The organism is Halomonas sp. HK25, assembly GCF_047795635.1.
Taxonomy (GTDB): domain Bacteria; phylum Pseudomonadota; class Gammaproteobacteria; order Pseudomonadales; family Halomonadaceae; genus Halomonas.
The window spans coordinates 2,786,771-2,800,322 of the sequence record NZ_CP181044.1; the positions used below are offsets into that span (position 1 = coordinate 2,786,771).

General features: G+C 66.9%; 13 protein-coding genes. 5 read left to right on the plus strand and 8 right to left on the minus strand.

Translation table 11 applies throughout. The features are described 5' to 3' along the window. Positions 1–4: 4 nt before the first annotated feature. From ACM26W_RS13270 to ACM26W_RS13295, 6 genes are all read right to left on the minus strand, one after another. Positions 5–1,261 carry an aminotransferase class V-fold PLP-dependent enzyme gene (locus ACM26W_RS13270; protein ID WP_416137452.1) on the minus strand — a complete coding sequence of 419 codons (1,257 nt, stop codon included), beginning with the start codon at positions 1,259–1,261 and terminating at the stop codon, positions 5–7. Between the two features lie 25 nt (positions 1,262–1,286). Continuing rightward, the gene (gene sufD / locus ACM26W_RS13275; RefSeq protein ID WP_416137453.1) at positions 1,287–2,633 is read right to left on the minus strand and encodes a Fe-S cluster assembly protein SufD; all 1,347 of its coding nucleotides are present in this window, start codon (positions 2,631–2,633) and stop codon (positions 1,287–1,289) included. Further along, on the minus strand, positions 2,630–3,382 hold the full coding sequence (gene sufC, locus ACM26W_RS13280; RefSeq protein ID WP_416137454.1) for a Fe-S cluster assembly ATPase SufC: 753 nt from the start codon (positions 3,380–3,382) through the stop codon (positions 2,630–2,632). The genes sufD and sufC overlap by 4 nt, the downstream gene beginning before the upstream one ends. 80 nt (positions 3,383–3,462) lie before the next feature. Beyond that, complete coding sequence (gene sufB, locus ACM26W_RS13285; RefSeq protein WP_416137455.1) at positions 3,463–4,905, minus strand: Fe-S cluster assembly protein SufB; 1,443 nt, start codon at positions 4,903–4,905, stop codon at positions 3,463–3,465. Between the two features lie 68 nt (positions 4,906–4,973). Further along, positions 4,974–5,438, minus strand: coding sequence for an SUF system Fe-S cluster assembly regulator (locus ACM26W_RS13290; RefSeq protein WP_416140892.1), 465 nt, complete (start codon positions 5,436–5,438; stop codon positions 4,974–4,976). A 212-nt stretch (positions 5,439–5,650) separates the two neighbouring features. Continuing rightward, positions 5,651–5,992: a zinc ribbon domain-containing protein YjdM gene (locus ACM26W_RS13295; RefSeq protein WP_416137456.1), complete on the minus strand. Its 342-nt coding sequence runs from the start codon at positions 5,990–5,992 to the stop codon at positions 5,651–5,653. Between the two features lie 183 nt (positions 5,993–6,175). Between ACM26W_RS13295 and ACM26W_RS13300 the strand changes: the two genes are divergently transcribed. The 4 genes from ACM26W_RS13300 (at position 6,176) to ACM26W_RS13315 (ending at position 10,113) form a co-directional block, all read left to right on the plus strand. Further along, positions 6,176–7,084 (plus strand): complex I NDUFA9 subunit family protein, encoded by a 909-nt coding sequence (locus tag ACM26W_RS13300; RefSeq protein ID WP_416137457.1) that lies wholly within the window; start codon positions 6,176–6,178, stop codon positions 7,082–7,084. Between the two features lie 68 nt (positions 7,085–7,152). Beyond that, positions 7,153–8,217 carry an SO_0444 family Cu/Zn efflux transporter gene (locus ACM26W_RS13305; RefSeq protein WP_416137458.1) on the plus strand — a complete coding sequence of 355 codons (1,065 nt, stop codon included), beginning with the start codon at positions 7,153–7,155 and terminating at the stop codon, positions 8,215–8,217. Between the two features lie 86 nt (positions 8,218–8,303). Further along, complete coding sequence (locus ACM26W_RS13310) at positions 8,304–8,942, plus strand: DsbA family oxidoreductase (protein WP_416137459.1); 639 nt, start codon at positions 8,304–8,306, stop codon at positions 8,940–8,942. A 67-nt stretch (positions 8,943–9,009) separates the two neighbouring features. After that, positions 9,010–10,113, plus strand: a complete 1,104-nt coding sequence (locus tag ACM26W_RS13315; protein ID WP_416137460.1) for a histone deacetylase — start codon at positions 9,010–9,012, stop codon at positions 10,111–10,113. Here ACM26W_RS13315 and ACM26W_RS13320 read toward each other — a convergent pair. After that, positions 10,106–10,618, minus strand: coding sequence for an Hsp20/alpha crystallin family protein (locus ACM26W_RS13320; RefSeq protein WP_416137461.1), 513 nt, complete (start codon positions 10,616–10,618; stop codon positions 10,106–10,108). The two genes, ACM26W_RS13315 and ACM26W_RS13320, sit on opposite strands and share 8 nt — an antisense overlap. Before the next feature lie 278 nt (positions 10,619–10,896). Next, entirely contained in the window at positions 10,897–11,655 is a 759-nt protein-coding gene (locus ACM26W_RS13325) for a VIT1/CCC1 transporter family protein (RefSeq protein ID WP_416137462.1), read from the minus strand. Positions 11,656–11,793: 138 nt separating this feature from the next. Here ACM26W_RS13325 and ACM26W_RS13330 point away from each other — a divergent pair, with 138 nt between their 5' ends. After that, the gene (locus tag ACM26W_RS13330; protein ID WP_416137463.1) at positions 11,794–13,539 is read left to right on the plus strand and encodes a M14 family metallopeptidase; all 1,746 of its coding nucleotides are present in this window, start codon (positions 11,794–11,796) and stop codon (positions 13,537–13,539) included. Positions 13,540–13,552: the final 13 nt, after the last annotated feature.

Genomic DNA, 13,552 nt, shown 5'->3' on the forward strand with positions numbered 1-13,552 from the left:
GTCCTTATCTCACCATGCCGATGACGCGGTTAAGCGCCTCGGCAAAGACATCGATCTCATCCAGGGTGTTGTAGGCGGCAAACGACGCCCGACAAGTGGCATCCACGCCGAACTGGGCCAGCAGGGGCTGGGCGCAGTGGTGGCCAGTGCGAATCGCCACGCCGAGCTGATCGATCAACAGGCCGATATCCTGGGCGTGGGCCCCGTCCACCACGAACGACAGCACCCCTGCCTTGCCCGGGGCGGTGCCCAGGAGGCGCAGGCCGTCGATGCGCGACACCGCGGTTGTGGCCCGTTCCAGCAGGCGATGCTCCCAGGCGCCGATGGCGTCAAGGCCCACGCCGGACACCCACCTGAGTGCCTCGCCCAGGGCGATCACCTCGGCGATGGCCGGGGTGCCGGCCTCGAACTTGTGGGGGATCTCGGCGAAGGTAGTGCCGGCCTCGAAGGAGACCGTCTTGATCATCTCGCCGCCGCCCTGCCAGGGCGGCATGGCCTCGAGCAGCACCGCCTTGCCGTAGAGCACGCCGACCCCGGTGGGGCCGTAGACCTTGTGGCCGGAGAAGGCGTAGAAGTCGGCGTCGATATCGCGCACATCCACCGCCTGGTGGGGAGTGGCCTGGGCCCCGTCCACGAGGATCAGCGCCCCCCGTGCGTGGGCGATGGCCGCCATCGCCTTGACCGGGTTCACGGTGCCGAAGGCATTGGAGATATGGTTGACCGCCACCAGCCGGGTGCGCTCGGTAAACAGCTCACGATACGCCTGCATGTCCAGCACGCCGCGCTCGTCCACCGGAATCACCTTGATCACGAAGCCGAGTTCGCTGGCCAGCAGTTGCCAGGGCACGATATTGGAGTGGTGCTCCATGCGCGAGATGATCACCTCGTCACCGGCCTTGAGGTTGGCCCGGCCCCAGGCGTTCACCACCAGGTTGATGGCCTCGGTGGTGCCGCGGGTGAAGATGATCTCGCGGCGATCACAGGCGTTCAGGAAGCCGCGCACCGTCTCCCGGGTGCCCTCGAAAGCGGCGGTAGCCTCGTCGGCCAGGGTGTGCAGCCCGCGGTGGATATTGGCGTTGTAGCGACCGTAGTAGTCGTCGAACGCCGCGATCACTCGGCGAGGGGTCTGGCTGGTGGCCGCGTTGTCGAGATAGACCAGCGGCCGGCCATGCACCTGGCGGGCCAGGATCGGGAACTCCTCGCGGATTGCCGCCACGTCCAGGATGGGCGCATCGGGGCTGCGGGTAGCCAATTCGCTCATGACGTGCTCCTCTTCAAAGGCGCGTTCACTCATCGCCCAGGGCCACGGCGGTTTCCACCAGCCCGGCCAGGTTGAAGCGTTCGGGCAACTTGCCGGCCACTGCCAGCTCGACGCGTTCTGCCACGGCGTCCAGATTGACCTCCTCGAGCACCTCGCCGGCGAAGGCCAGGGTCAGCAGGCCACGGGCGGTCTGGCGGTCGATGCCGCGGGTACGCAGGGCGAAGATCGCCTCCTCGTCGAGCTGGCCGGTGGTGGTGCCGTGAGAGCACTTCACGTCGTCGGCGTAGATCTCGAGTTCGGGCTTGGCGTCGATCTCGGCGCGGTCGGAGAGCAGCAAGTTGGCGTTGCTCTGGTAGCCCTCGATCTTCTGACTGTCGCGCTTGACCACCACCTTGCCGTTGAACACGCCATGGGCGCGGTCATCGAGAATGCCCTTGTAGTTCTCGTTGGAGTAGGTGTGCGGCGCGTTGTGGTTGGCCAGGGTGTGGCTGTCCACATGCTGACGGCCCTGACCGTAGAAGAGACCATAGAAGTTGGCGGTGGCACCCTGGCCATTGAGCTCGCTGACCAGGTCGGTGCGCACCAGGCCGCCACCCAGGTTCAGGTTGAACGAGGTGTAGGTACTGTCGCGGCCCTGTTCCACGTGGATGCTGGCCACGTGCAGGTCGGCAAGCGGCGCTTCCTGCAGCTTGTAGTGGGTCAGGATCGCCCCACGGTCGAGCATGATCTCCTCCACCAGGTTGGTGAAGTTGGCCGCCGACTCCTCGCCAATATGATGCTCGATCACGGTGGCCTGGCTACGCCCAGCCGCCTCGATCAGGATGCGCGGGTGGCTCATGACCGGCGCCTCACCGGCGCGGGAGAGGAACTGCAGCACGATCGGCTTCTCCACCACGGTGCCCGGCGCCAGGCGCAGCACGGCGCCCTCCTCCGTGAAGGCGGTGTTGAGCGCCGAGAAGGGCGAGAACTCCACCCCGGTGAGCCGGCCCAGGGGACCACCCACCGTCTCGTGGTTCTCCTCGAGCGCCCGAGAGAGCGGCAGCAGCGCCACGCCGGCCGGCAGGCCATCGAGCTGTGAGAGCGGCGCCGAGAACACGCCGTCGACGAAGGTCAGCCGGTGGGCGTCGATGGGCAGCGTCAGTGCCGCGGCGGTGGCCGGGGAAAACTCGGCGTCGGCGGCCAGGGCGAAGTCGCCCCGGGCGATGGCGCGCACATCGGTATACTTCCATGCCTCGTCGCGGCGGGTTGGAAAGCCCAGCGCCTCGAAGCGCGCGGCCCCCGCCTGGCGCCGGGCGGCGATCCAGGTCGGCTCGGGCTCGCGCTGGGCATTACGCTCGGCCAGGCGGTCGAGAAAGGTCTGAACATCGCTCATGCCGCTGACTCCTCCTGTACCCAATCGTAACCCTGTGCCTCCAGCTTCTTGGCCAGCTCGGCATCACCGCTCTTGACGATGCGACCGTCGACCAGCACGTGGACCCTGTCCGGCACGATGTAGTCGAGCAGGCGCTGGTAGTGGGTCACCAGCAGGATGCCGCGATCCTGGGCGCGCAGGCTGTTGACGCCGTCGGCCACCACCTTCATGGCATCGATGTCCAGGCCCGAATCGATCTCGTCGAGCATGGCGAGCCTGGGCTGCAGCACCAGCATCTGCAGGATCTCGTTGCGCTTCTTCTCGCCACCGGAAAAGCCCTCATTGACGGAGCGCTGCAGGAAGCTGGCGTCCATCTTCATCTCGGCGATCTTCTCCTTGATCAGTTTCATGAACTCCGGCGCCGGGATGTCCTCCTGGCCATTGGCGGCACGTTTGGCATTGAGCGCCGCCTTGAGCAGGTAGATGTTCTTCACCCCCGGGATCTCCACCGGGTACTGGAAGCCGAGCAGCATGCCGGCCAGGGCCCGCTCCTCGACCTCCATCTCCAGCACGTCCTGGCCCTCGAAGGTGATCGAGCCCGAGGTGACCTCATAGCCGTCCTTGCCGGCGATCACGGCGGAGAGGGTCGACTTGCCGGCCCCGTTGGGGCCCATGATGGCGTGGACCTCACCGGCGTTGATGGTCAGGGTGAGACCCTTGAGGATTTCCTTGCCTTCGACCGTGACGTGCAGATCCTTGACTTCGAGCATCTTCATTACCTTTTCGATTCTGGCGGGCCGCCGCGGCGGCCCGAAATACGTGTTCTGGTCGGGAGCAGGCGCCACGGCGCCTAACCCACGGCTCCCTCGAGGGTGACGCTGAGCAGCGCCTCGGCCTCCACGGCAAACTCCATCGGCAGCTCCTGGAAGACGTCCTTGCAGAAGCCGTTGACGATCATGCTCACCGCGTCCTCCTCGGAGATGCCCCGGCTCTGACAGTAGAAAAGCTGATCCTCGCCGATCTTGGAGGTGGTGGCCTCGTGCTCAACGGTGGCGGTGCTGTTACCGATCTCCTGATAGGGGAAGGTATGGGCGCCGCAGGTATCGCCGATCAGCAGGGAATCGCACTGGGTGAAGTTGCGCGCCCCCTTGGCCCGCGGGCCGATCTTTACCAGGCCGCGATAGGACTGGTTGCTGCGGCCGGCAGAGATCCCCTTGGAGATGATGCTGGAGCGCGTGCCCTCGCCGATGTGGATCATCTTGGTGCCGGTATCGGCCTGCTGGCGGCCGTTGGTCACCGCCACGGAGTAGAACTCACCGATGCTGTCCTTGCCGCGCAGCACGCAGGAGGGGTACTTCCAGGTGATGGCGGAGCCTGTCTCGACCTGGGTCCAGCTGATGCGTGAACGATCGCCGCGGCAGTCGCCGCGCTTGGTGACGAAGTTGTAGATACCGCCCTTGCCGTCCTCGTCGCCGGGATACCAGTTCTGCACCGTGGAGTACTTGATATAGGCGTCGTCCAGGGTCACCAGCTCGACCACTGCGGCGTGGAGCTGGTTCTCGTCGCGCATCGGCGCGGTGCAGCCCTCCAGGTAGGAGACCTGGGCGCCCTCCTCGCAGATGATCAGGGTGCGCTCGAACTGGCCGGTGTTGGCGGCATTGATGCGGAAGTAGGTGGAAAGCTCCATGGGGCAGGTCACGCCCTTGGGCACGAAGACGAAGGAGCCGTCGGTGAACACCGCGGAGTTGAGCGCCGCGAAGTAGTTGTCGCCCTGGGGCACCACGGTGCCCAGGTACTGCTTGACCAGCTCGGGGTGCTCGCGGATCGCCTCGGAGATGGAGCAGAAGATCACGCCGGCCTCACCCAGCTTCGCCTTGAAGGTAGTGGCCACGGAAACGGAGTCGAACACCGCATCCACCGCCACGCCGGCCAGGGCCGCGCGCTCGTGCAGCGGGATGCCCAGCTTCTCGTAGGTCTCGAGCAGCTTGGGATCCACCTCATCCAGGCTCTGGGGGCGATCCTCATCACGCTTGGGCGCACTGAAGTAGGAGATCGACTGGTAATCGATGGGCGGATAATCGAGATGGGCCCAGGAGGGCGGCGTCATCTTCAGCCATTTCCGATAGGCGTCCAGGCGCCACTCCAGCATCCACGCAGGCTCGCCTTTCTTGTTCGAGATAAACGCAATGACGTCCTCGTCGAGGCCGGGCGGCAACGTGTCGCTCTCGATGTCGGTCACGAAGCCTTCTTTATACTCGCGACGGACAAGCTCTTCCATTTCCTGACTTGCCATGATGTTACCCCTCCCCGGGCGGTTGGGCCGACGAGCCGAGCTCGCCGTGTTGAATTCGATAAGGCCGCTCAGGCCGTGTCGGCGGCCAGGGTCACGCTCTGGATGGGCAGCTGCACCGGCAGTTTGATCGGTGAGGTGTCCGCCAGGTGGGCCAGGGTCACGCTGTCGAGCAGGGCGCGCACGGCCAGCGACACCCGCTGCCAGTTGTCGGCGACGCCACAGGTGGCGGCCAGGTTGCAGTCGCCCTCGGCGAGGCTGCATTCGGTCATCGCCACCGGCCCCTCGATGGCGGTGATGATGTCGATGGCGGTGATGCGCGAGGCCGGCCGCGCCAGGGAGTAGCCCCCCTGAGCGCCGCGCCGCGACTCCAGAAGCCCCGCCTTGACCAGCATCTTGAGGGTCTTGGAGACCGTAGGATGGGGCAGCTGCACCGCCTCGGCCAGCTCCCCTGCCGCATGGGAGTGCTCTGGGTGGCGAGCGATCTGGGCCATCACCACGGCGGCGTAGTCGGTCAGCCGCGAAAGCTTGAGCATGCTGCCCTCCTCGGTGTCGCGCGGCTCGAAGGTGGCCGCGTCTCGATTGGGGACCATTTTAGTCCTGTATCGAACCGATGTGAAGAGCAGTGGAGGGTTTCAGGGGTCCAGGCTGGAGGATCCCGGCACGTTCGCTGCCGTTACCATCAATAACGACAATCGTTCTCATTGAGAGGGCTTATCGTTGGCAGGCGCTCACGTCTTCTTAACGCCTAGGCTTTTTTAACAAACAGGGACTTCAGCTTCATGGGGCCGATGCCGTCGACCTTGCAGTCGATGTCGTGGTCCCCCTCCACCAGGCGGATGTTCTTGACCTTGGTGCCCACCTTCACCACGAGCGACGAGCCCTTGACCTTGAGGTCCTTGATCACGGTGATGGTGTCGCCGTCGGCGAGCGGGTTGCCGTTGGCATCACGTACCTGAGGGCCCTCATCGGAGGGTGCGGTGCTCACCTCACGTGACCACTCGTGGCCGCACTCCGGGCAGACATACTGCAGGCCGTCATCATAGGTGAAGGAAGAATCACAGGCGGGACAGTGGGGCAGATCGCTCATGGTTGGCTCCGGCACGGGCTCTGGAAAGCCGCCAAGCCTACACCGCGTCGCCGGAGGGCTCCAGCCGTGGCCCGCCACACATGACGCTACCCCTAGAGCCTGGCAGGATAGAGCCTTATCCGTTGCCCCCTTGCCCGTTCGACTCTTGACAGCAGAGTTTCAACATTAGAACAAGGACGCGCCATGCACGAGGCCCCCACCGTGGTATTAGGCGGCACCGGTTTTCTGGGCCGTGCCATGGTGCGCGAGCTGGTAGAGGCCGGGCGGCCGGTGCGCATTGCCGCAAGGCACCCGAGCCTGCCCGAGTGGCTGGAAGCGGGCGACCGTGTCGAGGCAGTGGCCTGCGATCTGACGGACGAGCAGCAGGTCGCCGCCGCCCTCGAGGGCAGCGGCGCGGTGATCAACGCGGTGAGTCTCTACGTGGAACAGCCCCGGGCGGGGCTGACCTTTGAAGAGATCCACGTGACGGGCGCGGGCCGATTGGCGAGGCTGGCGCGGGAAGCTGGCGTGACACGACTGGTGCACGTTTCCGGCATCGGCGTCAGCGATGCCTCGCGCTCCACCTATATATGCGCAAGGTCCGCCGGCGAGAGCGCCGTGATCGACGTCCTGCCCAAGGCGGTCATCCTGCGCCCCAGCGTACTGTTCGGCCCCCACGACGCCTTCCTCACCGCGCTGGTGCGCCTGGCGCGACTGCCGGCGATACCGCTTTTCGGCCGCGGCGAGACCCTGCTGCAGCCAGTCCACGTGGCCGACGTGGCACGGGCTGCGGTTCGCTTGAGCGACACGCGCCCGCTGGAACGTCGGCTGTTCGAACTGGGCGGTCCCGAGGTGCTTCGATACCGCCAGATAGTGGAGCAGGTGCTGGCCCACCTGGAGTGCCGCCGCCCCCTGCTGCCCGTGCCCTTCGCGGCCTGGCACCTCGCAGCCGCCCTGCTCGCCCCCCTGCCCTCGCCGCCTCTGACCCGGGACCAGGTGATCCTGATGCAGCAGGACACGATCGTCGGCGAGGGCGTGGGCACCTTCGACGACCTCGGCATCGTGCCGCGCACCCTTCACGACAGCCTGCCGGCCTGCCTTGCCCTGCGCTGAACACGGACCTGAGTCCCGCCCTGACCCATGCTAGGCTGGTGGCGTGTCAACTCCTGTGGAGTCACCCCATGACGCTGGCGCTGGCTATCCTCGATATCGCCCTCTCGGCCGCCCCCTGGCTGCTGCTGGGGCTGACCATCGCCGGACTGATCAAGGCACTGGTGCCGGAGACGAGCCTGCAGCGCTGGATCGGCGGAAGTGGCGTGGCCAGCGTGGCCCGGGCCGCGATAATCGGCGCGCCGCTGCCGCTGTGTTCCTGCGGCGCCATTCCCACTGCCCTGGCGCTGCACCGAGGCGGCGCCGACCGTGGCCCTACCACCGCCTTCCTGATCGGCACCCCGGGAATCGGCATCGACTCCCTGACCATCACCTATGCGTTGCTCGGTCCCTTCATGGCCCTGGCGCGAGGGGTAAGCGCGGTGCTGACCGCCATCGCCACCGGGCTGCTGGTGGGGCGTACCCGCCCCACGACCACACCCGCGCCGGCATCGAGCTGCGTGGGACGCTGCAGCGACGGCGACTGCGGCGGCAAGGGCTCGTCGAGCCAGACGCCAGGGCCCCTGAGCAACCGGCTCGCCGCCGGGCTAGGCTATGCCTTCTCCGACATCCTCGACGACATCAGCCTCTGGCTACTGGTCGGCCTGTTGGTTGCCGGGGCACTGATTGCCCTGGTGCCACCTCAGCAGCTCGCCGGGCTGGGCAGCGGCCTGGGCGCCATGTTGGTGATGGCAGTGATCGGCATTCCCATGTACCTGTGCGCCACCGCTGCCACGCCGATCGCCGCCGGCCTGTTGCTGGCCGGAGTCTCGCCGGGCACGGTGCTGGTCTTCCTGATCGCCGCCCCGGTAACCAGCCTGGCGACCCTCGGGGTGTTCCGCCGCGAGATGGGCAACCGAGCACTGATGGCCTACCTGACGGGTATCCTGATCAGCACCGTGGCACTGGGGCTCGGCGTGGACGCCCTGGTCGGCTGGTGGGCGCTCGATATTCCGCTCCAGGTAGCCCAGGTCCAGGAGCTGCTGCCCACCTGGCTGGAGGCGCTGGCGCTGATCATCCTGGTGGTTCTGGCCGTGAGGCCGCTGCGTCGCCGCCTGGCCGCCCGCCTTGTCCTGCCGAACTCCGGGCAGACCTGAGAGTTTCGGCGGGCCCGACCTGCCTGGCCGCCGACTGACCAAGCTGGCAGGATAGGCCCCACGCCAAACCCACCCCGAGAGCTCCCATGACCCAGCCGCGCATCGCCCTCGACGTCTTCAGCGACTACGTGTGCCCCTTCTGCTATCTGGAAATGCCGGAGCTCGACGCCTTGGCCGAACGCTTCGACGGCCGGGTGACGATCCGCTGGCGTGCCTTCGAGCTGCGTCCCGCCCCCCAGCCGACCCTCGACCCGGACGGCGACTACCTGCGTGACACCTGGGAACGGGCCGTCTACCCCATGGCCGCCGAGCGCGGCATGACGCTGCGACTGCCGCGACTCCAGCCGCGCTCACGGCTGGCCCACGAAGCCGCCGCCTGGGCTGAAGACCAGGCAGCCCACTACCCGGGTGTCGGCGACGCCATGCGCAGGGCACTGTTCCGGGGATTCTTCGAGGAGAGCCTGGACCTGGCCGACCCACAGGCACTCGCCAGGCTGGCCGATCAGCTATCGCTGGACGGCAGCGCGCTCCATCGCGCGCTGAAGCACGGCGTTCATCGTCAGGCCGTGTTGGACGACCAGCGCGCCGCCCGCGACCTCGGCATCCAGGGCGTGCCGGCGCTGCGCTTTTGCGTGGATGGCGAGCACGCCGGCGTACTCGAAGGCGCCCAGCCGCGCCGCCAGCTGTTCCTGGCCATGGAGCGGCTGCTCGACGCCGTGGGCTAGCTTCATGGCTATGCTATGGTGGCGGGTCCACCTCGAGCGTGGCCTTAACAACCAGGGAGTCTGAGCCGTGAGCAACCAGAACAGTGTGATCGCCTTCTATGACGAGCGCATGTTGGCCCATGAACCGGACATCGAGGTGCCGTTTCTTCCGGGGCGGATGGACACGCGCATCCGCTCGCTGCTGTCGGAGCTGGGCGTGCCCTGGAAATACCCGGAACACCCCGCAAGGCTATCCGCCATCCGCCACTTCCTCGAACTAGAACCGGTGCCCGGCGTGACCTTCGAGGCCGGCGTGGCCGCGACTCGGGAGCAGCTGGCACGGGTCCACACCCTCTCCTATCTGGACCACATCGCCGAGCTGCGTGGGAAGAGCGCCTGGCTGGACGTGGACACCACGGCAGTGTCGCCCGGCAGCGTCGAGGCCGCCGAAGTGGCCGCCGGCACGGCGATCGCCGCAGTGGAAGCGGTGGTCAAGGGGCGGGCGGAGAGCAGCTTCGCCCTGGTGAGGCCGCCAGGCCATCACGCCGAGCCGGTGCGCGCCCGAGGCTTCTGCCTGTTCAACAACGTGGCAGTGGCTGCCGCCCATGCCCACCAGGAACTGGGCTGCGAGCGGGTGATGATCGTCGACTGGGACGCGCACCATGGCAACGGCACCCAGGACATCTTCTGGGCCGACCCGGACGTGCTGTGCTTCGATATCCACCGCGCCGCGCCCTTCTACCCCGGCACGGGCACCCTCGAGGAGGTCGGGGTGGGCCTGGGCGAAAGCACCAACGTCAATGTCCCGCTGCCTGCCGATGCCGGTGACGCCGCCTACCTCAAGGCGTTCCGCGAGATCCTGGTACCGGCGGCGGAGTGGTTCCGACCGGACCTCATCCTGGTCTCGGCGGGGTTCGATCCCCACAGTCACGACCTGGCGCTGAATGTCTCCTATGACGGCTTTGCCGCCATGACCGGCATCCTCCAGGAACTGGCCCGCCAGCAGTGCGGGGGGCGGCTGGTCTTCGTGCTGGAAGGCGGCTACAACCTCATCTCCCTGTCGCGCGGCGTGAGTTCTGTGCTGCGCGTGCTGGCCGGCGAGGCGCCACCGGAACCCGGCCTGCGTGGCATTGCGGAAGTGGAGGCCGCCGCCGCCTTCCATCGCGGCGCCTTCGTCAGCAAGATCACTTGACCTCGACCTTGCGACGGTTGGCCTTCTTATGCTTTGGCAGGGTCAGCTCGAGAACGCCGTTCTTGAAGCTGGCTGCTGCCTTGTCGGCATCGATCTCACCGGGCAGTGCCACTGTCCGGGTGAAGGAACCACGGGAGATCTCTGAATGGAAGTACTCGCCCTCCTCCACCTTGCTCTCCTCGCGGTGGTCGCCCTTGATGGTCACCGCGCCGTCGGTCACCGAGACGTCGAGCTCTTCGCGCTCGAAGCCCGGGACCTCGGCGCGCACCACCACCTCGGCATCGCGGTCGATGACATCGACCTTCGGCATGCCCTTCTCGAGGGCGGCAAAGCGCTGCCAGAGGGGATGCTCCCAGCGCGACGGCATACCGCCACGATCGAAAAAGGTATCGAGCAGACGATCAAACTCCCGTAGCGGGTTCATCGCGCGAGACTCGGTCTGCGGTGCAGACTTGCCGGCCGAGACCGGGACCTCCTCGGTATCCTTGGACGCTTTCTTGGCCATGATGATGGCTCCTCGAATGTAGTTCATGAATGGCGAGGCCCATGGGCACCCGAGATGTCAGGGCCGGGAAATACCGGCCGTCGCGCTTCAGGCAGGCCCGCCTCATCATCAAGTTAGTCCAACCCTGCCCGGCCGACTTGGCACAAATCAACATGATTTTCGTCATGCCGTAGCGCCGCGCTCGCTACTCGCCGATATCCCAGCGCCACTACTCGGGCGCTGCGGCCCTTCATTTTATCGCCAGCGCGACCCTGCGACTCAACGTGGGCGGGAGCGACCTACATCCCCACGCCGAAGAGCGCCTGCGCAAGATGGCCGGTGAGGAAGGCCAGTCCCGCCGCGGCCCCGCCAATCAAAAGGGTCCGCAGCCCAGACTTCAGCACCGGCTGGTGATAGACCAGGCTCTTGCCCATGCCGATCAGAAAGAACATCAGCCCGGCCACCGACAGGCTCGCCAGGAACTGCCGAGGGGAATCCAGCCCAGGTATCGCATAAGGCAACAGCGGCATAGCACCAACCACCAGGAAGGCGACGAAGGTGGCCAGCGCCGACCGCAGCGGACTCAGCCCCTCGGTCTGCAGGCCATGCTCCTCGGAGACCATGGTCTCCACCCATACCTCGCGGTCGCTGCAGATGGTCTCGACCACCCGCTCCAGGGTTTCGCCCGCGAACCCCTTGCGCTGGAATATCTGGCGGATCTCCTCGCGCTCACCCTCCGGGACAACGTCGATATGGTGGTTCTCGCTGCGACGCACCCCGTCGATATGGTCTCGCTGGGCCTGGATCGCCTCGTAGTTGCTGATCGCCATGCTGAAGCCATCGGCCAGCAAGTTGGCGACCCCCAACACCAGGGCGACGGTGGCCGAGAAGCCCGCCCCGAAGGCCCCGGAGACCACCGCGAAGGTAGTCACGCAACCGTCGATGCCGCCGAGGATGGCATCAGGCAGGTTGCGGACACGGGAGGGGGCTCGCAGCCTCTGCTCGATCACTTCCGGGCGATGCTCCTGCTCCAGCGCTTCGCGCCGCCGGTCGTTCATGGGCCACCTCGATGCGTTATTCATCCTGTTTCCAGATTGGCACAGCCGGCCAGTGACGGGTGAGGCCGCGGCAGCGACGTCCCCTTCCCGAAGGATGCACCATACTGACAGTTCAGCTCGGTACGGCGAGGCATCGGCATGACCCATGACACACTCGACGGCCCCTTCCGCCACCGCTACCTGAGCCACGAGACGCTGACCCGCCAGCTCGAGACCTGGGCCCGGGACTACCCGCAGCTGGCTCGCCTGGAGAGCATCGGCAGCAGCCCCCAGGGACGCGACATCTGGGTGCTGACCCTCGGCCCCGAGCCAGATCGCCGGCGTCCCGGCGTCTGGGTGGACGGCAACATGCACGGTACCGAACTGGCCGGCTCCAGCGTCGCCCTTGCCGTGGCGGACATGGTCCTGGCGCTGCACCTGGCCCCCGAGCGACTGCCGGAAGGCTGGCCCGAGCATCAGTGCCGTCAGCTGCGCGAGGTGCTGTTCTACATCTGCCCGCGCGTCTCGCCTGACGGCGCCGAACAGGTGCTGCGCCAGGGAGGCTTCGTGCGCTCCGCCCCGCGCCGCACTTACGGCAGCCCCGACCGGCCTCGCTGGCGCGCGATGGACCTGGACGGCGACGACCGCTGCCGCTACCTGCGCTGCCACGACGAGGCGGGTGATTTCGTCGAATCCCCCGACTACCCGGGGCTGATGTTGCCGCGAAGAGTGGAAGACCCACCACCCTACTGGCGGGTCTACCCCGAAGGGATGATCGAGCACTGGGACGGCGTGACGATTCCCGAGCCCGACTGGCTGGCCGACACCCCGGACTTCAACCGCAACTTCCCGTGGGGCTGGCAGCCCGAACCGGAGCAGGTCGGCGCCGGTCACTACCCCGGGGCCGAACCCGAGACCCGTGCCATCATTGACTTCGCCCTCGCCCATCCCAACCTTTTCGCCTGGCTTAACCTGCACACCTTTGGCGGTGTCTTCATCCGCCCGCTGGTCGATGCTCCGGACAGCTGCATGGCCCCACAGGATCTCGCGCTCTACCGGCAACTGGCCGCCTGGGGTCAATCGCTCACCGGCTACCCCACCGTGAGCAGCTATGAGGAATTCAGCTACGAGCCCGAGACCCCGCTGCATGGCGACCTCATCGAGTTCGCCTACCACCAGCGCGGCTGTGTGGCCCAGGTCTGCGAGCTATGGGACCTCTTCCAGCGCCTTGGCCTGCCCCGGCCCGAGCGCTTCATCGACCATTACACCGCCCTGGACCGCGAGCAGATGGAGCGGCTGGCCCATTGGGACCGGGTCAACAATGACCAGAGGCTGTTCCGCGACTGGCAACCGCTGACGCACCCCCAGCTGGGCAACCTGGAGGTCGGCGGGCTGGATCCATGCCTCGGCATCTGGAACCCGCCGCCGGAACTCCTGCCGGCGATCTGCGATGGCCTGGTGGTATACTGGTTTCATGTCGCCTCGATGATGCCACGGCTGGTGATCGAGGCGGTGCACTGCACGCCGCTGGGCGAGGGCTTCCACTCACTGGAGGTGACGGTGGCCAACCACGGCTACCTGCCGAGCTATGGCGTCCAGGCAGCCCGGGGCCGCCCCTGGAACAGCAGCGTGGAGGCCGAAGCCAGCGTCACCGGCTGTCGGCTACACGAACCCGGCCGGGCCTGCCAGGTGCTGGGGCACCTGGACGGCTGGGGCCGAGGCCTCGGCGACGCTGCCCAGATGCCCTGGTTCCAACGCTCCCGCGGCAACAGCCACCAAGCCCGTGTAGGCTGGATCGTCCATGGCGAGGGCGAGGTGATCGTGCGCATCTCCAGCCCGCGGCTGGGTGAGGTGCACCAGACGATCTCGATCCCCGGGGAGCCCGGTGCACCGGGCTCTGGGTGATCGGACGCGACGC